Origin of the sequence: Paenirhizobium cremeum (assembly GCF_022884085.1) — a bacterium.
Taxonomy (GTDB): domain Bacteria; phylum Pseudomonadota; class Alphaproteobacteria; order Rhizobiales; family Rhizobiaceae; genus Allorhizobium; species Allorhizobium cremeum.
Window position 1 is genome coordinate 35,489 of sequence record NZ_JAGGCS010000009.1, and the last position, 22,706, is coordinate 58,194.

Below are 22,706 nucleotides of genomic sequence, written 5' to 3' on the forward strand. Positions count from 1 at the left end.
AGGCATTTCGTGAGAACGGGGCAAAGTCATGCCGGCCGCGCCCAACCATCGCGCTACACGGGTCGAGCGAGGTCCGGCGGCCGGTCACGGATCGTTGCTGTCGTCCGGATCGTCGGCACATGGCCAGCCGGCGGGAGCCTTCAGTCCGGGCGGCAGGCGGGTGGAGGCGTCACCGCAGGCGAGGTCGACCTGCTCCTGCTCCAGACCGGTAGCGGCAGAAAGATCGAGACCCTCGATGCGCGCCAGCAACAGGAAGGCGTTGCGAAAATCCAGCGGCCCGGTGAAGACCGCATCGTTCAGGCGGGCACGCGCCAGATTGGCCATGGTGAAGCGGCTGCCTGTGATCGTCGCCCCGCGGAAATCGGCCCGGCCGAGTTCGGCCTTGGTGAAATCGGTGCCCATCAATTGCGCCTCACGGAAGTCTGCGCGCTGGATCTCGGCATTGACGAAGGTAGCGCCGTCGGCGGCACTGCGGGCGAAATTGCTTCTGTAGGCCTCGACCTTGTTGAAGTTGGCGCCCTCGAGCTTGGCGGCGACGAAGGATGTCCGGACCATCTTGGCCTTTTCGAGATTGGCGGATTTCATCGAGGAGCCACGCAGATCGGTGAAGCTGAAATCGGCCTTGGCGAGATTGGCACCGTCAAGCTCGCTTTCCGTGATGATGAGCATCGACTTCTTGCAACCGCTCCAGTCGGCGCCCGGCTGCGCGTAACTGCGGCAATCCCCGGCCTTCGCCTCGCCGGCGCCGGCCGCAACCGACAGCAGCAGCAGCATCGCGGCCCATGCTGCAGTCCGCCGCGACGTCAACCGCGCACCATCCAGGATCGTCATCATTTCGCTCCGCAAACCGATACCGAGCGCAACCGCGCGCCGTCACACCCTTTATCTAGGAAAACTGCGGCGTCATTCAAACAGGGAAAGTTGGACAAACCGGTAATTTCATCGAGCCGCCATACCGGGCGGCCTGATGCACAGGCGCTTGCCTGCCGTCCTTCCCGGTCCTTTCACGGATGCCGGTCAGATATGCGTTGTGCGGCGGCTGCTAGTTCCACTGCTGGCTACGCCACTCCCAGGGAGTGACCTTGCCATCCTTGTCACCATCCGCGGCCTCGAAACGTGCCTTGGCATTGGCAATGAACTCGGCCTGAGAAACGCTCTCGTTCTTGTCCGTGTCCATGGTGCCGAAGCGGTCACTCTTTTGCTTTTCCCGCTCAGCCTGCCGGCTCTTGTTCCAGCCATTCTGCGGACCCATGCGGACGGCCATGTACTCTTCCATGGTCAGTTCGGCGTTGTCGTCCGAATCCATTGCGGCAAACACATCTTCCGCCGCCGAGGCCGCTTCTTCCGCGCTGATGACGCCGTTTTCGTCAGCGTCGATGATCGGGAACCGGCCACGCCCGGGTGCATTCATCATCATGCCGCCACGGCCCCAACCGGGACCCCCGCCAGCTCCATAGGACTGTGCTTCGGCGACACCTGCCGCAAGAGCTGCGGCAAGGGAAAGGGTCACAAATATCTTCAGCTTCCGTACCATCCGCTCATTCCTCCGAAAATCCGGTGCAAGGGTCAGGCCGACGGACCGCTCCCGGTCCCATCGGACAAGTCGCATATTACATTCCCAACTCATATAAACATTGATATGTATCAATGCCCACGCACGGGCGCCCGCAGCAGCGCGCATGCCGCGGCTCAAAACGACTGCACCCGACGTCTGGCGGGACGTCGGGTGCAGGATCGTCGGGTGCTGAAATCTCGCGCGCTCGGAAACCTTGCCGGATATCCGAGGACAAGGCCTGTCACATGTTCGGATAAACCGGCCCTTCGCCACCCTGCGGCGGCACCCAGTTGATGTTCTGGTTGGGGTCCTTGATGTCACAGGTCTTGCAGTGCACGCAGTTCTGCGCGTTGATGACGTAGTTCATCTCGCCATCCTTCTCGACCCATTCATAGACGCCCGCGGGACAGTAGCGCGTCGACGGACCGGCATAGACGCCGAGTTCGGACGACTTCTGCAGGGCGATGTCCTTCACCTGGAGGTGGACCGGCTGGTCCTCCTCGTGGTTGGTGTTGGATAGAAACACCGAGGACAGGCGATCGAAGGTCAATACGCCGTCCGGTTTCGGATAGGCGATCGGCTTGTGCCTGGACGCCGGTTCCAGCGACTGGGCGTCGGTCTTGCCATGGCCCAGCGTACGGAAGAAAGAGAAGCCGAAGAGCTGGTTGGTCCACATATCGAGACCGCCGAGAGCCACGCCGACCGCCGTGCCGAACCTCGACCACAGCGGCTTGACGTTGCGGACGCGCTTCAGATCCTTGCCGATATCGGTCGAACGCCATTCGTTCTCGATCTCGACGGGCTCGTCATTGGCGCGGCCGGCAGCAATCGCCTCGGCGATCTTTTCGGCGGCCAGCATGCCCGACAGCACCGCATTGTGCGAGCCCTTGATGCGCGGCACGTTGACGAAGCCGGCGGAACAGCCGATCAGCGCGCCGCCCGGGAAGGAGAGCTTCGGCACCGACTGGTAGCCGCCCTCGGTGATCGCGCGGGCGCCGTAGGACAGGCGCTTCGCGCCGTCGAAGGTCGGAGCGATGGCCGGATGGGTCTTGAACCGCTGGAACTCCTCGAACGGGAAGAGATAGGGGTTCTTATAGTTCAGGTGGACGACGAAACCGACCGCCACGAGATTGTCTTCGAGATGGTAAAGGAAAGAGCCGCCGCCGGTTTTCATGCCGAGCGGCCAGCCGAAGGAATGCTGAACGAGGCCGGGCTTGTGGTTCTCCGGCTTGACCTGCCAGAGCTCCTTGAGACCGATACCGAACTTCTGCGGCTCGCGATCCTTCTGCAGATCGAATTTCGCGATGAGCTGCTTGGCGAGCGAACCGCGCACGCCCTCGCCGATCAGTACATACTTGCCGAGCAGCGCCATGCCGCGCGTGTAGTTCGGACCCGGCTCGCCGTTCTTCTCGATGCCCATATCGCCGGTGGCGACACCGATCACGGCGCCTTCGTCGTTGTAGAGCACTTCGGTCGCAGCAAAGCCCGGATAAATCTCGACGCCGAGGGCTTCCGCATGGGTCGCCAGCCAGCGACAGACATTGCCGAGCGAGACGATGTAGTTGCCGTGATTGTTCATCAAGGGCGGCATGAAGGCGTTCGGCAGGCGGACGGAGCCGGCAGGCCCGAGGAAGAGGAAGTGGTCGTCGGTCACAGGCGTCTTGAACGGATGGTCCGCTTCGTTGCGCCACTCCGGCAACAGGCGGTCGATACCAACAGGGTCGACGACGGCACCGGAGAGAATGTGGGCTCCGACTTCGGCGCCCTTTTCCAGCACGACGACGGAAAGCTCGGGATTGACCTGTTTCAGCCGGATCGCCGCCGAAAGGCCCGCCGGCCCTCCCCCTACAATCACCACGTCGAATTCCATGCTTTCGCGTTCCGGCAGTTCCATCGCTTCGCTCATTGTCCTCTCCGCTCGACCGATCCCCTTTTATCCGGCTTCTTCCTTGTCAAAACACAAGCGGCTTGTCGAGCCGGGATGCGACACGCTCTGGCCCGAAATTATGGTACGGGATCATTCCCGCACAGAATATCTACCGTTTACGTTCACGTCAATTATATGCGCTGCGCCATCCTGACGCGCCATGCTCGTGACCGCGTGCCCCATCGATCCGTCGATGGTGTCAGCCATGGAGACCGAGAGCATCGAATGAAAAGGGCGCGTATTCCACACACCCCCTCCCCGACATGAGGCGGTGGCCGGTCTTACAGCCAGCCCCGCCGCTTGAAATAGAGGAACGGCAGGGCAGCCGACGCCACCATCAGCATCATCGCCCAGGGATAACCGATATCCCAGCGCAGTTCCGGCATGGATTCGAAGTTCATGCCATAGACCGAGGCAACCAGCGTCGGCGGCAGGAAGACGACCGAGGCGACCGTGAAGATCTTGATGATCTGGTTCTGCTCGAGATTGATGAGCCCAAGCGTCGCATCCAGCAGGAAATTGACCTTGCCCGACAGGAAGGCCGCATGATCCCCGAGCGAGGAGGCATCGCGCTGGACCATCTTCACCCGCTGGCGAACTTCCTTGCTCGGCTTGCGCTGCGGCGTCTCCAGCGCGGCATGATAGGCAACCAGCCGGGAGATGCTGACAAGGCTTTCGCGCACACCGCTCAGGAAATCGCCCTTTTGCCCGAGGTGCTCGATCAGCGACTGCAGGTCCTGGGTCTTTTTGGTGGAAGGCGACGCCTTGCTGCGGAACACCTCGCGCGAGATACCGTCGATCTCGTTGCCGATGCGCTCCAGCACGTCCGCCATGCGATCGACGATCGACTCGATCACACCGATCATGACCTCCTCCCCGCAGCCATAGGCCTGGGCATTGACACGCAAGGCCCGGTGGACGAAGGCGACGAAGGGCTTCGGCTCGGCATAGCGCACCGTAACCAGCGTCGCTCCCTTGAGAATGAAGGTGATCGGCGTCTTCGTCGGCTCGCCATTGTCGAGATTGGTCAGCGCCGTCAGCGTCATGAACTCGGCTCCATCCTCCTGGTAGAGGCGGGCGGAAAGCTCGATTTCCTCCATCTCGTCGCGGGTCGGGATGGAAAGCTGAAGGGCCTGCTCGACATGCCGGCTTTCCTCCGGAGTCGGGCTTACGAGATCGTACCAGAGGACCGGAGCGGCGGCCTCGGTGGCGTTGTTTTCGATGATGTCGATTTCGGAATTGTCACGCAGAACAAGGCGTTCTGCTTCGCGGAGATAGATGCGCAGCATGGACATGCTCCTTCAGGGCTTTTTGCCATCCGGAGCAGGCGCGAAGATCGGACCTGTTACCGGAGGGAACGGCGGGTTTGGTTCGAACTTCGACTGGAAGGATCCATTGCGATATCCTCGGGTTGAGACGCGATCCTGTCGCGACGCACATCAGATGATCCCAAATCGCGGCAGGATCAAGCCCAAAATTCCGCATTGCGAAAGTTTAACGAAGCAGGCGAGATGCAGGACGGAAGGCACGCGCGCTTGCCAAAAAAGCCGCATGGGTGCATGGCAATCGGAAAAGCTCCGCCTCTCCCGCAGAGGGCCCATCGTCCGGATTCCGCCATCATGCCCGCCGCTCCCCGCCTCTCGCCAGCCGACCTCGCCGAACGCCTGTCCGGCCTTCATCCCGAACTTACCGTTCTCGGTCCCTCGGAACTTGCCGGACGCCATCCTGGCGAGCGTCCCGACAATTTTGCCGGCGGCGTCATGGCCCAGCCCGGCTCGAGCGCGGCGGCTGCGGCGCTCGTCCGCTGGTGCGCCGAAAACGGCGTCGCGATCGTACCGCAGGGCGGCCTCACCGGCCTCGTCGGCGGCAATGTCAGCCGTGCCGGCGACGTGATCCTTTCCTCCGCGCGGCTGAACCGCATCCTCGCGATCCATGCCGACGAAATGACGGCCGAGGTCGAGGCGGGGGTGGCGCTCGAGGCGCTGCAGCAGGCGGCGGCACCCCATGGCCTGACGACCGGGATCGACCTCGGCTCGCGCGGCACCGCCACCGTCGGCGGCATGGTCTCCACCAATGCCGGCGGCATTCTCGCCTTCCGCAACGGCGTGATGCGCCATCAGGTTCTCGGGCTGGAGGCGATCCTGCCCTCCGGCGAAATCTATTCGGACATGACGCGGGTGGTGAAGGTTTCCGCAGGACCCGATCTCAAGCATCTCTTCATCGGCGGTGAAGGCGCCTTCGGCTTCGTCACCAAGGTTGTGCTAAAACTGGAGCCCTTTCGCCCTCACCGCGCCACGGCCTTCATCGGCGTTGCGGACGCGGCCGCGGCGCTTTCGGTCATCAGGCATTTCCGCTCGCTGCCGGCCGTTACATTGGAGGGCGCCGAAATGATGTGGCCGCGCTATATCCGCGACCATGCGAAACTGAAGAATTTCGATCTCTCATGGCTCGAAGACGATGCCGGCGCCTTGCTGATCGAAGTTTCCGCGGAGACGGTCGAACGGGCGACGGCGGCACTGGAAGAAGGCCTCGAAACGCTCTGGGAACCGGCGGATCTCAAGGGCGGCATCATCGCCCAGTCGCTCGAGCAGGCCCGCAGGTTCTGGGATATACGCGAGGACTCCGGTTTCTACTATGCGGACATTCCCGGCGCGGCCTCCTTCGACATTTCCGTGCCACCAACCGGTCTGGACGCCTATGTCGCCGGCCTTCATGCGCGGTTGAGAGCCATCGATGCGACCTATGACGCCTATGTCTACGGCCATATCGCCGACGGCAATCTGCATATCACCCTCATCAGGCGGGGACCGCTGACGGAAGCCGAGCTGCTCGCCGTTGAAGGCGCAGTCTATTTCGGCGTGCAGGAAGCGGGCGGAAGCTTTTCCGCCGAGCACGGCGTCGGTTTCGAGAAGCGTCACGGCTACGAAACCTGCATATCGCCGGAAAAACGGGCGCTTGCCCGTGCGATCAAGCAGGCGCTCGACCCGAAGGCTATGTTCAATCCGGGGAAAGTGCCTTTCGCCTGACTTGCGGTTTCCGCGCCTTCACCTACCCGCAACGAAGAGACGCACACCCGCATCGTTCAGCTTGCGCAGCAGATCGGCATCCGGCAGCGCGTCGCAGACCAGTTCATGAATATCAGCCAGTCCGCCGAGCTTCACCAGGGCGCGGCGGCCGAACTTGCTGCTGTCGACGGCGAGGATGATAGTTTCCGCCTGCTTCATCGCCGCCTGGACGGCCGCCACTTCGGCATGGTCGTCGTCCCCGATATCGCCGGCCGAATCGATCCCGCTCACCGAGATGATGGCGGTATCGAACTTGAACTTGCTGATGAATTCCGGCGTATCCTGACGGAACACGCCGCCATCCACCCGACGGACGAAACCACCCGGTACCGCCACCGTGAAATCCGCGCCCTCGCTCAGAACCGTCGCGACGCGCAGGCTATAGGTCACGACCCTGAGGCCCTTGTGCCCGAGAAGAGCGCGGGAGACGGCCTCGCACGTCGTTCCGGTGTCGATGAAGATTGCCGAACCATCCTTGATCCGCTCGACGACGGCTGCACCGATGCGCTCCTTGGCTTCGGCATTTTCGACGCGCCGGGCGCGCAGGACGCCGGGGTCGATCGGATGGGCGACCGTTGCGCCACCATGCAGGCGACGCACCTTGCCGGCCATCTCCAGTTCCTGAATGTCCCTTCGCGCCGTCTGTGTCGTGACGGAGAAGCGCGTGGCGATCTCCTCGAGCGAGATGTAGCGGTACTGTTCGAGATGCTGCATCAGGCTGTGCTGACGGCGTGTCTTTTTGTCCATTGTCTTTTTCGTACCCTCCGGCTGTCCGCCCCTGCCCGGATTTCGATTTATCGCGAGGGAACCATATCGCCGGCAAAATGCAAGCAACCGCAACGCGTCACCAACAGAAACAACGAAGGCGGGCCTAAACCCGCCTTCACTTTTCCAGATGGTTGTTTCAAATCAGAACTTCAGCTTGAAGCCGGCGTTGATGCCGTGATCGGCTCCTTCGGCGGCGAACTCGCCGACGTAGTTGACGAAGACCGAGGAGTTTTTCGCTACATCGAAGTCGACACCGGCCTTGACGACGGCTGCATCGCGATTGGCGGAAGCGCCCTCGATGTCGAAGACCGAGCCGCCGGCCAGCGCCATGGACGTCTCCGGCGTGATATCGCCGAAGGCATGCCGCCAGGAGGCCTGTCCCTTGAGGCGAACCATCGTGCCGCCGATGTCGAACGTCGTTGCCGCACGCAGACCGATGTTGGCGAAGGTCACGTCGTAGGTGGCGCCATCGACGGAGAGTGCCGCAGCGCCGCCGTCTTCCGTGAAGCCGTCCGTCGAGACATGGACCTGGGCCAGACCGGCGAAGGGCTCGAACACCGCCTCGCCAAGCTGCATACGATAGGCCGCCTCGCCGAAGAGCTGCGCGGTTGCCGCATCGTAATCGGCGTTCAGGCTGTCGGTGAAATTGCCAAAGGCGATGTCGCGGTCGGCCTCGATCGCGTTCCAGCCATAGCTGCCGCCGAAATTCAGGCGTAGTGCACCGAACTGGGAGGAACCGTAGAAGCCGAGGATGTAGCTGTCGGCGTCGGCGGAAGCCGGCTGGCCGGCCTGGGAGAAGGAGGAGCGGCCATACCCCCCGAGAATGCCGAGGCGCAGGTCTTCCGACACCATGCCGTCGATGCCCATCAAGAGGCCGCCGGTGCTGCGGTCGAGCTGATCCACGCCGTTGCCATCGGTCGACCCCCTGGAACCGAAGCCCTGGCTCCAGGCCTGATATCCGGAGGCGTTGTCGCCCGACTGACCCGAAGCGCCCTCGGCGGGACCCATGCCATTCAGCCGCTGCTCGACGGCATCTCGGACGAAGCGGCTATCGTCGGCGAGTGCACCGGCGATCGAGGGATAGATTTCGCCGGATACCTGATGGAAGGCTTCGTCGGCCGTTGCCGCGTCCAGCCTTAGGACGGCGTCGTAGAGGTCGTTGCCGCTGCCGAGGCTTTCGATGCCGCCGGCGGTGGCGATACGGTTGCGCGTGGTGGCGACGCTGCCGAAGCCGAGGTTGTTGCGCTCAAGCCGCAAGGTTACGCCCGTGGCGGAATAAAGCAGGTCCGGAGACAGGAAGGCGAAATCCGACCCGACGCTGTCGAACTGACCCGAAATGCCGACGCCGGCGGAGAGGATCTGGTAGTCAGTCATCGGATCGAAATCGCTGCCGGCCGCGATGAAGTAGAGCGAGCCGCCATTGATAAAGATCGAGCCGGACGCCGCGATCATGTCGGAATTGCCGCTGCCGTCGACTTCGGCCTCGTAGGTTGAGCCCGCCTCGAAGGTCACGTCGCCTGCGACATTCAGCCGACCGATGGAATTGCCGGGCGCGACCGTGCCGCCGGACGCGACCAGCAGATCGCCGACAGTGCCGTTGCCGCCGAGAATGCCGCCATTCAGAACAGTGGTCAGGACGGAGTCCTCGATCGAACCGTTGACGGCCAGACGCCCCTCGGCAACGATGGTTTCGCCTGTGTAGCTGTTGTCGGCGGTGAGGTTCAGAGCGCCGGCGCCGGCCTTGGTGAACGAACCGATGCCGGAAATCTCGCGCGCGATCGTCACCCTGTTGGCGGGATCGTCGACATCGATGGTGCCGCCGCCCGCTTCGAGGATCACGGAACGGTCGAGTGCGGTCATGGCCGTGCCGGCGATCTTCAAAGTACCGTCGTCGAGGCGCAGTTCCGCCGCCGAGGTGCCGAGGGCCGCATCCTCGTCGACGATGACCGTGCCGCCATCCGTGACGAGCGTCTCGTCGATGAAGCTGTGGTCGTCGATACAGTATTCCTGGATGGCCTGCTGGAAACGCGGATCCGTGCTCTTGCAATCGAGGAGCGTCTTCTTTTCGGCCGTGGTCAGGCCGGTCAGGATCGGCATGCCTTCATCGTCGGAGACCTGGCCGAGATAAAGGTCGGTGCGCATGTTGTTGCGGGTCAGATAGAAGACCTTGCCGTTTTCTTCGAAAACGGGGGCATCCGTGCCCCAGACCAGTCGCGTCTGGCCGGTCACGCCGGCAGCATCGGTGTATTTCTCGAGCGCCGGGCCGATCCACTTCATGGTGTGGGCTACCGGCTCGTGGTCCGAAAGCGGGGTGGTGCCGTCGTTGGCATAACCGACATCGTCCAGAACGCCAACATAGGGATCGGAAGGATCGTCGGCGATGATCCACCACTTGCCGTAGGGCCGAGAGACGAGGAAGTGGTCGATCTTGACCCGGTCCCAGCTCGTCCAGGTGTTGGTCGCATCCTCGCCATGGGAAGGCCATGTGGTGCTGCCGTCGTTCAGGTCGTGCGGCGCGTAGGTTTCCCGCTCGCTCTCGTTCTGCAGAAGAATATACTGCTTCTTCAGAAGGTTCATGGTCTGCGGCGTGTTCGAGGTCACAGGATATGTCTCGTCCTCGAAGGTCAGGCCATTATCGGCCATGTCCTTGGCGACGATTTCTTCCCACTGGCGCCAGCTCATCTGCGAGATGCTGGTCAGCCCCGGATAATCACTCCGGTGCGCATCGAAATAGGCCTGGATCACATTGCGATAATGCTCGCTGCCGTTTCCGTCGGTCGCCTTCATGCTGTCCACATAGGCCTGGAATTCGGCTTCCCGGCCCTCGGGCGTGTATTCGCTTGCAAGGTCCAGCCACAGATCCGAGCTGCCGCCATCGATGATTGTGCGCGCGAAGAGATAAGCCTGCTGTTCGGCATTGTGGAGGCCACGCTCGGAGAGGTCCCCGGCGTTGAAATCGCCGACGATCATGACCGGCGCATCCGTCGAGAGGACCCATTCGTTGAGCGCCTTCGCCTGGGTAACGCGATTGTCGGCCTCGTCGTAATAGTTCAGGTGAACCGAGCCGACGATGGTCGTCGGCACGCCGTTCTGGTTGTCAAGGGTAACGTAGCTGACCGCCGGTCCGCCATTCGGAAGCGTCGTGTTGCCGGAGGTTCCGGGCAGGCGATAGGTGACGCCGACATCGCTCGTCTGCGTGCTCGTATAGGTACCGAGCCCGGCATTTGCGAGAATGCCGGGGATCTGCGCCGAATAGGTGCTGTTGGCCCGCAGTTCCTGGAAGGCCATGATGTCGTAGGCCCCGTTGATGAGAAAATCGGAAATCTGGGAAGCGTCTGGCTTGAAGCGGTCGAGCCAGGTGTTGAGCGACAGCACCCGGAAAGTGCCTTCATCCGCGGCATGGGCGGAACCGAGCGAAGCTCCGAGGAAGGCCGCTCCACAGAGCAAAACACCAAGGCGGCGGCGCGAAAGACTGGCTGCCATATTTTTCATATGATTATGATAGATTTTTGACATTTAATCACCATGACGAGCTAATTTTGGGGCGGAACCGGGCGTTTTCCCGTTCGTCAATGGTTATCCCAAAGTTAAATGTAACCTTTGTGACATTTTCAACCGAGCCCCGCCGGCGGCAAGCGGTACCGAAACGCCGGAGCCCGCTCCATCCCGGCGCTCGACAAGGCAGCGGGCAAAGTCCTCCCCTCCGACAATCCCGGAGGCCTTTCCTTTCGCACCGCGCCCTTGCTAACGTGGGATCAAAGCAATCACGTCACGGGAAGGACTCACACATGGATCTCGGCATCAAGGGAAAGCGGGCACTGGTACTGGCTTCCTCGCGCGGACTTGGCCTCGGCATCGCCAGGGCGCTGGCGGCGGAGGGGGCGCATGTGCTGCTGTGCGGCCGCAGCGGCGAGAAGCTGAAGGACAATTGCGAGGCCATCAATGCCGCAGGCCAGGGCAAGGCCGATCATGTCGTGGCCGATCTTTCGGATGCCGATTTCGTCGACACCATGCTGGCCGCCGTTCACCAGAAACTCGGGGGCATCGACATTCTCGTCAACAATACCGGCGGCCCGACGCCCGGAACCGCAGAGGAAATGACGCCGGAAAAGCTTTACAACTTCTTCCAGAGCATGGTGGTCCGGGTCATCACGCTGACCAACGCACTGCTGCCGCTGATGAAGACGCAGGGCTTCGGCCGCATCGTCACCGTCGCCTCCTCCGGCGTGTTCGAGCCGATCCCCAATCTTGCGCTTTCCAACACCCTGCGTTCGGCGCTGGTCGGCTGGAACAAGACGATCTCCACGGAAGTCGCTTCCTATGGCGTGACCGCCAACATGATCCTGCCCGGCCGCATCCACACCGACCGCATCGAGGAACTCGACAGCGCCAATGCCCAGCGGACCGGCCGCACCATCGAGGAGGTTCGCGCCGCATCGATCAGGACCATTCCGGCCGGACGATTGGGCACGGCTGAGGAATTTGCCGCCGCCGCCGCATTCCTGTGCTCGCAGCCCGCCAGCTACATCACCGGCACGATGCTGAGGGTCGATGGCGGCGCGGCCCGCTCGATCTGAGACCCGCGACCCTGAGATTGACGATCCCGCGCATCTCAGGGTGCGCGGGGTTTTCCGGCTTCCGCCGCCGTTTTCAAACCCCTGAAAACGCTGGATTTCGCCGGTTTTTCGACTATAGTAGATGCGACAATTTGTTCCATGGGAGGAGAAATATGGAGCATATTCGACAGCTACTGACGATCGTCGGAGGCCTGATTATCGTCGTCGGCGCGGCCTGGGTCGCGCACGGCACTCATATGGTGAGCCTGCCCGGCACGGACTTCATGCCCAAGGACAGCGTCTGGACCGTCAACGGTTCGCTCGTCGCCATCTTCGGGTTGATCGTGCTTGTCGGGGCACGCTTCCTTCTTCCGCGCGATCACGAGCCGTCCGCCTGACCGCTCCATGCTCGACATGAGAAGTAGCGCAACTGGACCGGGAGGCCGGCGGCGCTGAACAGTGCAAGAAGCACCTCTCTGGCGCAGATGCCAAGCCTCTGATCCAGAGGAGGAAATCGGGAGGAAGGCAATGATTGCAACCGCACGTCTGCTGTTTACGGCAATGGGGCTCATCCTGGGTCTGACCGGTCTCGTGTGGGTCGGACAGGGAACCGGACTGTTTCCCTATCCGGCAACGAGTTTCATGATTAACCAGGACGAATGGATCGCCTACGGCCTCGTGGCCATGATCGCGGGCCTCGGCGTCATCTGGGCCGCGCAAAACTATATGCGTGAAAACTGACGGGGGCGGTTGCCCCCGCCCGAACGATCAGAAACCGGCCGCGATTTGCGGAAAGTCCGCAATCAGGCTATCGCGCGTCATGAGGCTGAGCGGCTCATCGGCCGGGCGGTTGGCGATATTCAACCGGGCGAAGATCACGCGCCGGTCGCCCTTCGTGGCCCAGCCGACGAACCAGCCGAGCGGGCGCGAACGATCCGCTTTCCCCGCCTTGTCCCGCATCAAGCCGCTGCCGGTCTTGCCCTGGATATCCCAGCCGTCTGCGGAAGAAAAATGCGGCACGATGGCAAGCGTCATGTCCGCCGCATGTTCAGAGACGGGAAGGCCACCTGTCAGGAAACGGCGCAGAAACGCCACCTGCTCATCCGGTGAGATCTTCAGCGATGACATCAGCCAGGACTGCGTGAGACCATCCTTCTTGCCGGCATTCCCGGACACATCGCGATTGCCATAGCCGAAACGCTGCACATAATCGGCAAACCGGCGCTCACCGAGCCGGCGGGTGATCTCCTGCGAATACCAGACAATAGACTCCTTCTCCCATATCGTCGGATCGGTCGCCTTCTGTTCTCGTTTCGGACGGTCGAGTTCCGCGCGATAGTCCCAGCGGGGATTGCGCTCGTCTTCGAGGATGCCCGCATCATAGCCCATCATGGCCAAAGGCAATTTGAACGTCGACATCGGCGAGAAAGGCTCGTCGCAGAGCCCCTTGCGGTAAAGCGTATCACCGCTCGCTTCGTCGATGACAACGGTGCAATGGACCGGTTCCGCCGAGAATGCCGGATATCCTGAGGTAAAAAGGGCGGTGACGCCGAATGAAAAGCCAAGAAACATGCGTCTGCAAAATGCCATGGAATGCTCCCGTGGTTGAACACGGCATTTCTAGTCCGGCTTGCGAGCCGCGCACAAACGATGATAACTGCGGAGAGCCATTAGAAAAATAAGGCCTTCCATGGTTCGACCGCATCTGCCGCTCAATGCGCTGCGCGCCTTCGAGGCCGCCGCCCGCCACCTGAGCTTCACACGCGCCGCCATCGAACTCCGCGTTACGCAGGCCGCCGTCAGCCACCAGGTGAAGTTGCTCGAACAGCGGCTCGGGGTGACGCTCTTCCGCCGCCTGCCGCGTGGATTGATGATTACCGAAGAGGGACTGGCGCTCCTGCCTTCGCTGCAGGAGAGCTTCGACCGCATGGCCGACATGCTGGAGCGGTTTCAGGGCGGGCATGTGCAGGAGGTGCTGGCCATCGGCGCCGTCGGCACGTTTGCGGTCGGATGGCTCCTGCCGCGCCTCGGCGACTTCCGCCGCCAATATCCCTATATCGACGTCCGGCTTTCGACCAACAACAACCGGGTGGACATCGCCGCCGAAGGGCTGGATTACACCATCCGTTTCGGCAACGGCGCATGGCACGATATCGAGGCGGAAGCCCTGTTCGAAGCGCCGCTTTCGGTGCTCTGCATTCCACAGATCGCCCGCCAGTTGGAAAAGCCCGAGGACGTCGCGCGCCAGAACCTTTTGCGTTCCTATCGACATGACGAATGGCCGGACTGGTTCGAGGCAGCCGGGGTCAACCCGCCGCAGATACGCGGCCCCGTCTTCGATTCCTCGATCATCATGGTGGAGGCAGCCCTGCAGGGCGCCGGCGTGGCGCTCGCGCCGCCATTGATGTTTTCCCGCCATCTCGCCAGTGGCGCCATCGAACAGCCCTTTCCGATCCATGTCTCCAAGGGCTGCTACTGGCTCACCCGGCTGAAATCCCGCAGCGTGACACCCGCCATGCAGGCTTTCGGCGCGTGGATGATGGCCATGGCGCAGGAGACGAAAGAGGCGAACGGCTGAGCCGAAAGGGCCTTGCCTTCGCCCTGTCATCCATGCCATTAGGCGCGCTCTTCATTGCGGCGCGCATCGACTGCGCCCCTTTCATGTTCGGGCACGGCCCGATTCCAGAGACAGACATATCAAAAGGGAGCGGCAGCGATGGCTCACGCGCTGGGGCTTGATTTCGGCACGACCAATACGGTGATGGCGCTTGCGGATGCGGACGGCACGACGCAATCGGTATCCTTTGCCTCGTCGGCGGGCGTGACCGACAGCATGCGCACTGCACTCTCCTTCATGAAGGATGCGCAACTCGGCGCACGCGCGCTCAAGGTCGAGGCCGGACAGGCGGCCATCCGCCAGTTCATCGACAATCCGGGCGAATGCCGCTTCCTGCAGTCGATCAAGACGTTTGCGGCCTCGGCACTGTTCCAGGGCACGCTCATTCATGCCCGCCGGTTCCAGTTCGAGGATCTGATGGAGGTCTTCCTGCGTCGGCTCGAAACCTATGCCGGCGAGGGCTGGCCCTCGGAGGCAAAACGCATCGTCGCCGGCCGTCCCGTGCATTTTGCCGGTTCCAATCCCGACCCGCAGCTTGCCATCACCCGCTACAACGAGGCGCTCTCCCGCTTCGGCTTTCCGGAAGTGCATTATGTCTACGAGCCGGTGGCGGCCGCCTTCTATTTCGCCCGCAACCTGAAGAAGGATGCGACCGTTCTGGTCGCCGACTTCGGCGGCGGCACCACCGACTATTCGCTGATCCGCTTCGAGACGAATGCGGGCCGTATCAGCGCCACGCCGGTCGGCCATTCCGGTGTCGGCCTTGCCGGCGACCAGTTCGACGCCCGCATCATCGAACATGTGGTGGCGCCGGAAATCGGCAAGGGCAGCCAGTTCAAGAGCTTCGGCAAGCTGCTCGACGTGCCGAGCAACTACTATCTCAGCTTCTCGCGCTGGAACCAGCTTTCGGTGTTCAAGACCTCGCGCGAGTTTGCCGACCTGCAATCGCTGGTGCGCCAGGCCACCGAGCCGGACAAGCTGGAGCTTTTCATCGAACTCATCGAGCATGACGAGGGCTATCCGCTCTATCAGGCGGTGTCGGCCACCAAGATGGCACTATCGAGTGCAGAGGAGGCCGAATTCCACTTCGCCCCGCTCGGGCCGGCCGGCCACAAGAGCGTCAAGCGGAACGACTTCGAAAACTGGATCGCCGACGATCTCGCCCGCATCGAAGGCGCGCTCGACGAGGTGCTGGCAAGCACCGGCACCGCGCCCGAAGATATCGATAAGATATTCCTGACGGGCGGCACCTCGTTCGTCCCGGCCGTTCGCCGCATCTTCACCAACCGCTTCGATGCAGACCGGATCGAGACCGGCGGCGAAATGGTATCGATTGCCCACGGTCTCTCGCTGATCGGCGAGCGCGACGATATCGAGCAATGGACGGCGTAAGGCCGCTCATCCCCTGGCAAAAAGACGCGATCGGGAAAGCGACGGGACGCGCCGCTCGACGCCCACCCTCCCCGAACGGCCGCCTGGCAAAAACCGTTGACGCCTGAGGTCGGCCGGACAATCGCCGCTCAATCGGCCTTCCTGTCCGGCGCGCTTTGCGCTAAGACCCGATCATGACCCCTGCCCGCGACATGATGCCTGCCGAACTGGCTGCGCTCCTGCATTTTTATGCGGAAGCGGGCGTCGACTGGCTCGTCGAGGACGATGCGGTAGATCGTGTCGCCGAATTTGCGGAACAGCGTGCCCGCGGGCCCAGGGCCTCGGCAGCGACCGCGCCCGCCAGCCAGGCCGCACCGGCCCAGGCTGCACCCGAGGGGCGCGCTCGGCCGACTGCGGAACGCCCGGCCCCGAGGCCCGCCGCCGTTGTTCCGGCGCCCGCCATTCCCGACGAGCATGCCGTCACCGAAGCACGTTTTGCCGCCGAGAGCGCGCGTTCGCTCGCCGAACTCAGGACGGCGCTCGAAGCGTTCGGCGGATGCAACCTCAAGACATCAGCACGCTCGACGATATTTGCCAACGGCGATCCGGCAAGCGGGATCATGGTTATCGGGCCGATGCCCTCCGGCGACGACGACCGCGAGGGAGCGGCCTTTTCCGGCCGCGCCGGGCTTCTTCTCGACCGTATGCTGGCGGCCATCGGGCTTTCGCGCGATGGCGTGATGATTACAACCGTCATGCCGTGGCGGCCGCCCGGCGACCGTTCGCCTTCGCAGCCAGAAGCAGCCATCTGCCGCCCCTTCATCGAAAGGCAGATCGAGCTCGCCGAACCGAAAACCGTCCTTCTCCTGGGCAATTTCACCGCGCGTTTCTTCTTCGGCGAAACCGGCACCATCCACGCCCTGCGCGGACAGTGGCGCGATATCGCCGGCGGCAATCATGCCGTCCCGGCCATCGCCACGCTTCATCCGCAGGAACTGCTGACCGCGCCGGCCAGCAAGGCACTGGCCTGGCAGGACCTTCTGGCATTCAAGGCACGGCTGGAGCAGCGCTGAAACAGCCCGCCTGAAAGCATATGGCGATCCGGCTCGTTCCCGGCCTGGCCGGGTCCGGATTCGCGACAGACGATCAAAAAAGTGACATCCGTTAAAAGAATATGAAGGGAGCCATGCATCTGGCGCAATGCAGCGACGCATGCGCCCGCCTTGCCGAAATCATGTTGCGCTGCAATATAGAGCCAAGTTGTGGGAGGATTCGGCATACAAGGAATCACAGCGATGTCTATGCGCGCCCGTCCCATTCACTGCAAGTTCGAGACCCTGCGTCTCGCCAGCGAGCCTGTGCGCTCCGGCCAGCCTTATCACAATTTCGGCTCGGCGACCAACGAACAGCTCACCGCACGTGTCTTCACCCGCATGAGCCATGCGACACGTCCGGCTGCCGTCTTCGCCGATTTCCGCCAGAGCTGAGACTTCCGCAAGCAGCCCTGTGTCAACTGCATTGCAGCCCGACGATATTGTGCATTGCACAATTGCGACGTTCTCCTAAACTTAAACGGGAAAGTGCACGATCACCGCGCCCAATGTAAGAGTGCAAGGAGCGAATACCATGACCCTGATGCTTCATCCGCTCCGCAGCCTGAAGGCTGCGGTCTTCCAGATCGGCAGCGCCGTCAGCGCGTCGGAAGCCTATTCCAACGAAGTTCGCGGCAAGACCGGCCCCGCCGCGCGCGAAAACGCATTGATCCGACAAATCCCGCTCTGACATCCTTAACCGGCCGGCAGATCGCAGAACCATGATTTGGGACTGCCGCGCAAAAGTGCGGCGCGGATTTGCCGCAGAGATAATCGATAAAAAAATGACTTAAGGCCCGCATGGCGAATCCGAAGGATCGCGATACGCTTCAGGGCTCGCCGCCGGCAGCGTTGCGCTGGGACGCGGAAACGTCCGCCTCCACCGCCGTTTTTGCGCATGCCTCCTCGAAGGCCTGGTCGACGATCGAGAACTTCACGGCCTGCCAGCTGCAATATTCGAAGAGAAAATCGGCAGAGAACCACAGGCCGGCCTTCTTGGTCTCGTCCTGCCACTGAAGGCAGTTTTCGTCGATCGCCTTGCGAAGCAGCCGTTGAAGGTGCGTGCGCGACATCATGAACTGCTCGGCCATCTGCCGGGCGTCGATCCTGCCGATGTCGAATCGGCCTTCATGGTTCTCGGCGGGACGTATGCGCCGGACCAGTTCATCCATCACCAGTCCGCCCGCCTCGGTCCAGAGGAACATCGCGACGCGCGGCGGCGGTTCGCGCCAGCATGGGTCCGACAACGACTTGCGCGCCACCCAGGGCTGGATCAGGCGAAACAGTTCCGGCCGTGTCGCCAGCGTCTCCGCCCGGACGCCGCCGTCCAGCCGGTCCAGGGTGGCGAGATTGGCGAGAAGCCAGTCGAACATGGCCTGCGTGGTCACGTCGGCCGCCTCGAACCGCCGGGGACGGCGGGCCGGATCGCCAGCGACCCGGATGAAACGATAGCTTGTCAGCTGATCGAGGAAGTTCAGCACCGTGTTTCGGCTGGCGGCTCCCACCGTGGTGACCAGATCGCGAAGCCGCGTGGTGGTCAGGCCGGAATTCGGTTCGGAAGGATCGTATTCAAGATGGAGCGCGAAGGCGGCCTGGCTCAAAAGCCAGCGCTGATGCGAGGCCAGAAGACGGGCCAGTCGGGGATGTTCGTCATAGCGGCCGCGAAGCTCTATGGCGAAGGCTCTCAACGCCTCGACGAAGCGCGGATCGGAAGCCAGTTGTTCAGTGGAAAACGCCAAGGGCCGGCCTCCTTTCGGATCGCAGGTCAAGGCCGCAACGATACGCTCCCGGCGCCTCCCCGATACCGCCAGAGCACGAGCCGCGACGGTCAGGTCGCAAATGGAATAAGGTAGATATGCAATTCATAATACCAACATAGGCAACGGTCGCCCGGCGTGCTCCCGTGCCTGTTACATCGTAGATTAGCCGCAGTTCTTTTAAACTAAATGAAATGCCGGACAGTTCCAACCTTATTACCGGTCGGCTGACGAAAAATTGAGTATACGACCCAATACGACTTTGCGCCGAAACCTGTCGCAATCGACAGTCCGTCGCGGTTGGATTAAAGGCACAATCCGGTTTCTTCATTTCAGGGTCATCCGATGCTGGCCAGCCTCGCCTCGATCGCTTCGCTCATGCTCTCAACCCTGCTGATGATGGCGGGGTTCGGTCTGATGAACTTCCTTCTTCCGATCCGCTCGATCGACGAGGGATGGTCGACCTTTACGATCTCGGTCATCGCGACCGCATACACGTTCGGCTTCACGCTTTCGTGCATCGTTACGCCGATCTTCGTGCGCCGCGTCGGCCATGTACGGGTTTTCACCGCGCTTCTGACCCTTCTGACGGTCTCCGTGCTGTTGTGCTCGCTGCTGGTGGACTGGCGCGCCTGGATGCTGTTTCGCGGCCTCGCCGGCTTTGCCATCGCCGGCGCCTACCTGCTGATCGAAAGCTGGCTCAACGAGCGCGTAACCAACGAGAACCGGGGAGCGATCTTTTCGGTCTACATGATTACCAGTCTCTCCGGATCGATCGGCGGGCAGTATCTCGTGCCGCTCGGTGATCCGCGCGGGACGGAGCTCTTCATCGTCTGCGCCCTGCTCTTCTGCCTAGCGCTGTTTCCCACCGCCCTTTCGACGGCGCAGTCGCCGGCGCCGATTGCTGAAGCCAAGTTTGACCTGAAAAGGCTGCTCACCCGTTCGCCGGTCGCCTTCTTCGGATCGCTTTTGTCCGGCGCGCTTTCCGGCACCTGGGGCAGCCTCGGCGGCGTCTATTCGCAGAATGTCGGCATGACCACGGCGCAAGGGGCCACCCTGCTTGCGGCCCTGCTTGCCGGTGGCGCAATCGCGCAGATGCCGCTCGGACGTCTTTCCGACTTCATCGATCGCCGGCTGGTCATGATCGGCTCCGGTATTTTCGGCATGACGGCCTGCCTTGCCATGATGATCTTCGGCGGCAGTCCGGTGGCGCTCTATATCGCCGGCTTCTTCGTCGGTACCGTTCTTTATCCGGTCTATGCGCTGAATGTCGCCCACGCCAACGACATGGCGGAGCCGGACGAATATGTGAAGATTTCCAGCGCGATCATGATCCTTTACGGTCTCGGCACGGTCACCGGGCCGCTGATGGGGGGAACGCTGATGGAATATTTCGGCCCGAACGGGCTCATCTGGTTCCTCGCCACGGCCTTTGCGCTTTATGCCGGCTATGCGGGATTCCGCATGCTGCGCCGCCCCTCAAGCGAGGGACCGGCCGAAAAGACCGACTTCCAGTCCAAGCCGCTGCCGATGCAGGGGCCGGACCCGTCGGGTGGCATCGGCGACCAGGTCTCCTGAGAAGCCCACGGAACGCCGCTATCCCTGCGGCGTCGAAGCCTTGCGCGCGGCGCGGCGCTCGAGACCGAGCTGGTGTTCGCGGAAGATGATGAAGATGCCGGCTCCGACGACGAAGACCGCTCCGATGACCGTCGTCAGCGTCGGAACCTCGTCGAACAGCAGGAAAGCGATGATCGATCCGAGGATGATCGAACAATATTCGAAGGGTGCGACGGTCGAGACATCGGCAAAACGATAGCTCTCGGTCAGCAAGATCTGACCGAGCCCGCCGAAGAATCCGGCCATGACCATCAGCCCGAGCGATTGCCAGGACAAGACCTGCCAGCCGAAGAACCAGCTCACCGCCGACAACAACGAAGCCGTCAGCGAGAAGAAGAGCACGATGGTCGCCGTTCGCTCCTCCCGCACCAACTGGCGCACCTGCAGCATGGCGGCCGCGCCCAATGCGGCGGACAGAAGCACCGCACAGGCACCCACCGCCGCCTGGGAGCCGAAACCCTGCTCGCCGAACAGCGTCAGTTTCGGCCAGGAAATGATCGACACGCCGATCAGGCCGACGAAAACGGCGCTCCATCGATAGACCCTGACCGTCTCCCGCAGGAAGACGGCGGCAAAGACCACCGCCAGCAGCGGCATCGCATAACCGATCGCAATCGCATCCGGCAACGGCAGGAGAACGAGCCCGTAAAAGCCGACCGTCATCGCTGCCACGCCGATCAATCCACGTTTGAGATGGCCGAACGGATTGTTCGTTCGAAAGGCATGGCGCAGATCGCCTTTCCAGGCGAGATAAAGAAGAATGGGAACGATTGCGAAAGCGGAGCGATAGAAGGTTATCTGTCCCGTCGGGAGATCGCTGCCCGCAAGCTTGATGCAGCTCTGCATGCCGACGAAGACGGTGACAGACGCCACCTTGAGAAGAATGCCACGAAGGGGATCGTAAGAGGCGACAGCCATCGATAAGGCTCCGGATGCGGAGAGACAGGAGATGCGGCAACCGGACGAGACTGCTTGTTCGACGGCGAAGCTTTGATCGGACGATAGTCGCTTACGGAGGAGGGAAGCAAGAACATATCGCCACTGTGACCGTGGAAGAGGCTGCGAGGAGCGATATGCACAATAGAACTGATGAAATATACTTTATTCTCAGTTAACCAATTTTACGGATACTCGCCTTCGTTCAATACCCATACATTTCCACAGTACCGCCATCGGTTGCAACGCTACAGGCGGACACTGCAAGAGCCACTCCTTTTCTGGATAGTTGTCCATGAGCGAAGCCGTTCCGAAGTTGAAAAGCACAGCCCCCCTCGTTGCCACTCCCCGCTCGATGCGCCTGGTGACGGAGGGCATAGGCGTCGATCTGGAGCGGTTCAGCGCGGAAAATACGCATGTGGTGAAACAGATCCGGCTGCTGGCGATCAATGCGCTCATCGAGGCGGCACGGGCTGGAGAGACCGGCAAGGGCTTTGCGGTCGTGGCCAATGAAGTGCAGCGCCTTGCCCAGGCCGCGGCCGACATCGCGGACCGTTTCCAGGAAAACGTGCTTGGCCGTATCGGCGTCGGCCGCAATATGGCCGATGACCTCGTCAAGCAGATGGAAGGCGTCCGTCTCACGGATCTCGCCCAGACGCTGGTGCAGTTCATCGTGCGCAACCTGTTCGAACGCACCGCCGATGTGCGCTGGTGGGCGACGGACCCGGCCCTTTGGCAGGCGCTTGAGGACCCGACCAGCGACCGGTTCGCCTATGCGGCCGAACGGCTCGGCGTCATCAACCGTTTCTACACTGTCTATCTCGACCTGGTGATGACCGATGCGAACGGTCGTGTCGTCGCATCCGCCAATCCCAGGTTCCAAAAGGGGCTCAAAGACCGCAGCTTCGCCGGCGAGCCATGGTTTGCGGCGGCGCGCCAGTGCGCGAGCGGTGACGACTATGCCGTCGACGAGGTGAAGCCCAGCCTTTCCCACGATAATCGCGACGTGCTCGTCTATGCGACGGGCATCCGGGCCGGCGGCCGCTCCGATGGCGCGCTGGTCGGCACCCTTGGCGTCTATTTCGATTGGCAGGCGCAGGGCCAGGCGATTGTCGAGAAGGAAGCCAACCTGCCGCCCCAGGTGGCGGAGAAGACGGAAGTCATGCTGCTCGACGGCGCGCTGCGGGTGATTGCCTCGAGCAATCCGGCCCGCCGCTACACGCATTTTGCGCTTCACAATCCCGAGGGACTGATGCGTGGCAGCTATTATGACGGCAAGGGTTCGATCGTCGCCTTCGCCAAGACGCTCGGCTACGAGGATTATGACGGGCTCGGCTGGTATGGCGTCATCGCCCAGCAGATGGAAAGCGACGATGCCATTCGGGCGGCTTTCGGGCTGAAATGACGCCTGGAAGAGACTGGAGCCCGTCCAAAAATGGGTATTAA

Annotated in this window: 20 protein-coding genes; 11 read left to right on the plus strand and 9 right to left on the minus strand. The window is 62.2% G+C overall.

The genetic code is table 11. The features are described 5' to 3' along the window. Positions 1 to 84 precede the first annotated feature (84 nt). The 4 genes from J5N58_RS16500 to corA all read right to left on the minus strand — a co-directional run bounded on the left by J5N58_RS16500 (position 85) and on the right by corA (position 4,771). Entirely contained in the window at positions 85 to 831 is a 747-nt protein-coding gene (locus tag J5N58_RS16500) for a pentapeptide repeat-containing protein (protein ID WP_113442651.1), read from the minus strand. Between the two features lie 211 nt (positions 832 to 1,042). Continuing rightward, positions 1,043 to 1,534 (minus strand): EF-hand domain-containing protein, encoded by a 492-nt coding sequence (locus tag J5N58_RS16505; protein ID WP_244711704.1) that lies wholly within the window; start codon positions 1,532 to 1,534, stop codon positions 1,043 to 1,045. A 262-nt stretch (positions 1,535 to 1,796) separates the two neighbouring features. Then, positions 1,797 to 3,461 carry an electron transfer flavoprotein-ubiquinone oxidoreductase gene (locus J5N58_RS16510; protein WP_244711706.1) on the minus strand — a complete coding sequence of 555 codons (1,665 nt, stop codon included), beginning with the start codon at positions 3,459 to 3,461 and terminating at the stop codon, positions 1,797 to 1,799. A 302-nt stretch (positions 3,462 to 3,763) separates the two neighbouring features. After that, the gene (gene corA / locus J5N58_RS16515) at positions 3,764 to 4,771 is read right to left on the minus strand and encodes a magnesium/cobalt transporter CorA (protein WP_113442657.1); all 1,008 of its coding nucleotides are present in this window, start codon (positions 4,769 to 4,771) and stop codon (positions 3,764 to 3,766) included. 330 nt (positions 4,772 to 5,101) lie between these two features. On the opposite strand from corA, the gene J5N58_RS16520 reads away from it, so the two are divergent. After that, positions 5,102 to 6,508 (plus strand): FAD-binding oxidoreductase, encoded by a 1,407-nt coding sequence (locus J5N58_RS16520; protein ID WP_113442658.1) that lies wholly within the window; start codon positions 5,102 to 5,104, stop codon positions 6,506 to 6,508. Between the two features lie 18 nt (positions 6,509 to 6,526). On the opposite strand, the gene J5N58_RS16525 is transcribed toward J5N58_RS16520, so the two are convergent. Beyond that, on the minus strand, positions 6,527 to 7,294 hold the full coding sequence (locus J5N58_RS16525; RefSeq protein ID WP_113338847.1) for a DeoR/GlpR family DNA-binding transcription regulator: 768 nt from the start codon (positions 7,292 to 7,294) through the stop codon (positions 6,527 to 6,529). Positions 7,295 to 7,456: 162 nt separating this feature from the next. Continuing rightward, positions 7,457 to 10,798, minus strand: a complete 3,342-nt coding sequence (locus tag J5N58_RS16530) for an autotransporter domain-containing protein (RefSeq protein ID WP_244711708.1) — start codon at positions 10,796 to 10,798, stop codon at positions 7,457 to 7,459. Positions 10,799 to 11,103: 305 nt separating this feature from the next. Here J5N58_RS16530 and J5N58_RS16535 point away from each other — a divergent pair, with 305 nt between their 5' ends. The 3 genes from J5N58_RS16535 to J5N58_RS16545 all read left to right on the plus strand — a co-directional run bounded on the left by J5N58_RS16535 (position 11,104) and on the right by J5N58_RS16545 (position 12,612). Next, on the plus strand, positions 11,104 to 11,892 hold the full coding sequence (locus tag J5N58_RS16535; RefSeq protein WP_244711710.1) for an SDR family oxidoreductase: 789 nt from the start codon (positions 11,104 to 11,106) through the stop codon (positions 11,890 to 11,892). A 152-nt stretch (positions 11,893 to 12,044) separates the two neighbouring features. After that, entirely contained in the window at positions 12,045 to 12,269 is a 225-nt protein-coding gene (locus J5N58_RS16540; protein WP_112827434.1) for a hypothetical protein, read from the plus strand. Between the two features lie 130 nt (positions 12,270 to 12,399). After that, positions 12,400 to 12,612, plus strand: a complete 213-nt coding sequence (locus tag J5N58_RS16545) for a hypothetical protein (protein ID WP_244711713.1) — start codon at positions 12,400 to 12,402, stop codon at positions 12,610 to 12,612. A 27-nt stretch (positions 12,613 to 12,639) separates the two neighbouring features. Here the strand turns inward: J5N58_RS16545 and blaOXA are convergent, their stop codons facing one another. Further along, the gene (blaOXA, locus tag J5N58_RS16550) at positions 12,640 to 13,461 is read right to left on the minus strand and encodes a class D beta-lactamase (RefSeq protein WP_244711715.1); all 822 of its coding nucleotides are present in this window, start codon (positions 13,459 to 13,461) and stop codon (positions 12,640 to 12,642) included. Between the two features lie 100 nt (positions 13,462 to 13,561). Between blaOXA and J5N58_RS16555 the strand changes: the two genes are divergently transcribed. The 5 genes from J5N58_RS16555 to J5N58_RS16575 all read left to right on the plus strand — a co-directional run bounded on the left by J5N58_RS16555 (position 13,562) and on the right by J5N58_RS16575 (position 17,641). Next, positions 13,562 to 14,449, plus strand: coding sequence for a LysR family transcriptional regulator (locus J5N58_RS16555; RefSeq protein WP_244711717.1), 888 nt, complete (start codon positions 13,562 to 13,564; stop codon positions 14,447 to 14,449). Between the two features lie 138 nt (positions 14,450 to 14,587). Continuing rightward, on the plus strand, positions 14,588 to 15,880 hold the full coding sequence (locus J5N58_RS16560) for an Hsp70 family protein (protein WP_244711719.1): 1,293 nt from the start codon (positions 14,588 to 14,590) through the stop codon (positions 15,878 to 15,880). A 173-nt stretch (positions 15,881 to 16,053) separates the two neighbouring features. After that, positions 16,054 to 16,932: a uracil-DNA glycosylase gene (locus J5N58_RS16565; RefSeq protein ID WP_244711721.1), complete on the plus strand. Its 879-nt coding sequence runs from the start codon at positions 16,054 to 16,056 to the stop codon at positions 16,930 to 16,932. 222 nt (positions 16,933 to 17,154) lie between these two features. After that, entirely contained in the window at positions 17,155 to 17,346 is a 192-nt protein-coding gene (locus J5N58_RS16570) for a hypothetical protein (RefSeq protein ID WP_112827439.1), read from the plus strand. Between the two features lie 139 nt (positions 17,347 to 17,485). Next, positions 17,486 to 17,641, plus strand: coding sequence for a hypothetical protein (locus J5N58_RS16575; RefSeq protein WP_162708156.1), 156 nt, complete (start codon positions 17,486 to 17,488; stop codon positions 17,639 to 17,641). Positions 17,642 to 17,780: 139 nt separating this feature from the next. Here the strand turns inward: J5N58_RS16575 and J5N58_RS16580 are convergent, their stop codons facing one another. After that, the gene (locus tag J5N58_RS16580) at positions 17,781 to 18,689 is read right to left on the minus strand and encodes a hypothetical protein (protein ID WP_112827440.1); all 909 of its coding nucleotides are present in this window, start codon (positions 18,687 to 18,689) and stop codon (positions 17,781 to 17,783) included. A 363-nt stretch (positions 18,690 to 19,052) separates the two neighbouring features. Here J5N58_RS16580 and J5N58_RS16585 point away from each other — a divergent pair, with 363 nt between their 5' ends. Continuing rightward, positions 19,053 to 20,285, plus strand: coding sequence for an MFS transporter (locus tag J5N58_RS16585; RefSeq protein WP_112827441.1), 1,233 nt, complete (start codon positions 19,053 to 19,055; stop codon positions 20,283 to 20,285). Between the two features lie 18 nt (positions 20,286 to 20,303). Here J5N58_RS16585 and J5N58_RS16590 read toward each other — a convergent pair whose 3' ends face one another. Continuing rightward, positions 20,304 to 21,242 (minus strand): DMT family transporter, encoded by a 939-nt coding sequence (locus J5N58_RS16590; protein WP_112827442.1) that lies wholly within the window; start codon positions 21,240 to 21,242, stop codon positions 20,304 to 20,306. 313 nt (positions 21,243 to 21,555) lie between these two features. Here J5N58_RS16590 and J5N58_RS25980 point away from each other — a divergent pair, with 313 nt between their 5' ends. Then, positions 21,556 to 22,665, plus strand: a complete 1,110-nt coding sequence (locus J5N58_RS25980; RefSeq protein WP_113426448.1) for a methyl-accepting chemotaxis protein — start codon at positions 21,556 to 21,558, stop codon at positions 22,663 to 22,665. Positions 22,666 to 22,706 lie beyond the last annotated feature (41 nt).

Bases quoted from the DNA above. Each gene is read 5' to 3' on its own strand.
- J5N58_RS16500 (WP_113442651.1), bottom strand. From the start codon at position 831: ATGACGATCCTGGATGGTGCGCGGTTGACGTCGCGGCGGACTGCAGCA.
- J5N58_RS16505 (WP_244711704.1), bottom strand. From the start codon at position 1,534: ATGGTACGGAAGCTGAAGATATTTGTGACCCTTTCCCTTGCCGCAGCT.
- J5N58_RS16510 (WP_244711706.1), bottom strand. From the start codon at position 3,461: ATGAGCGAAGCGATGGAACTGCCGGAACGCGAAAGCATGGAATTCGAC.
- corA (WP_113442657.1), bottom strand. From the start codon at position 4,771: ATGCTGCGCATCTATCTCCGCGAAGCAGAACGCCTTGTTCTGCGTGAC.
- J5N58_RS16520 (WP_113442658.1), top strand. From the start codon at position 5,102: ATGCCCGCCGCTCCCCGCCTCTCGCCAGCCGACCTCGCCGAACGCCTG.
- J5N58_RS16525 (WP_113338847.1), bottom strand. From the start codon at position 7,294: ATGGACAAAAAGACACGCCGTCAGCACAGCCTGATGCAGCATCTCGAA.
- J5N58_RS16530 (WP_244711708.1), bottom strand. From the start codon at position 10,798: ATGGCAGCCAGTCTTTCGCGCCGCCGCCTTGGTGTTTTGCTCTGTGGA.
- J5N58_RS16535 (WP_244711710.1), top strand. From the start codon at position 11,104: ATGGATCTCGGCATCAAGGGAAAGCGGGCACTGGTACTGGCTTCCTCG.
- J5N58_RS16540 (WP_112827434.1), top strand. From the start codon at position 12,045: ATGGAGCATATTCGACAGCTACTGACGATCGTCGGAGGCCTGATTATC.
- J5N58_RS16545 (WP_244711713.1), top strand. From the start codon at position 12,400: ATGATTGCAACCGCACGTCTGCTGTTTACGGCAATGGGGCTCATCCTG.
- blaOXA (WP_244711715.1), bottom strand. From the start codon at position 13,461: ATGGCATTTTGCAGACGCATGTTTCTTGGCTTTTCATTCGGCGTCACC.
- J5N58_RS16555 (WP_244711717.1), top strand. From the start codon at position 13,562: ATGGTTCGACCGCATCTGCCGCTCAATGCGCTGCGCGCCTTCGAGGCC.
- J5N58_RS16560 (WP_244711719.1), top strand. From the start codon at position 14,588: ATGGCTCACGCGCTGGGGCTTGATTTCGGCACGACCAATACGGTGATG.
- J5N58_RS16565 (WP_244711721.1), top strand. From the start codon at position 16,054: ATGACCCCTGCCCGCGACATGATGCCTGCCGAACTGGCTGCGCTCCTG.
- J5N58_RS16570 (WP_112827439.1), top strand. From the start codon at position 17,155: ATGTCTATGCGCGCCCGTCCCATTCACTGCAAGTTCGAGACCCTGCGT.
- J5N58_RS16575 (WP_162708156.1), top strand. From the start codon at position 17,486: ATGACCCTGATGCTTCATCCGCTCCGCAGCCTGAAGGCTGCGGTCTTC.
- J5N58_RS16585 (WP_112827441.1), top strand. From the start codon at position 19,053: ATGCTGGCCAGCCTCGCCTCGATCGCTTCGCTCATGCTCTCAACCCTG.
- J5N58_RS16590 (WP_112827442.1), bottom strand. From the start codon at position 21,242: ATGGCTGTCGCCTCTTACGATCCCCTTCGTGGCATTCTTCTCAAGGTG.
- J5N58_RS25980 (WP_113426448.1), top strand. From the start codon at position 21,556: ATGAGCGAAGCCGTTCCGAAGTTGAAAAGCACAGCCCCCCTCGTTGCC.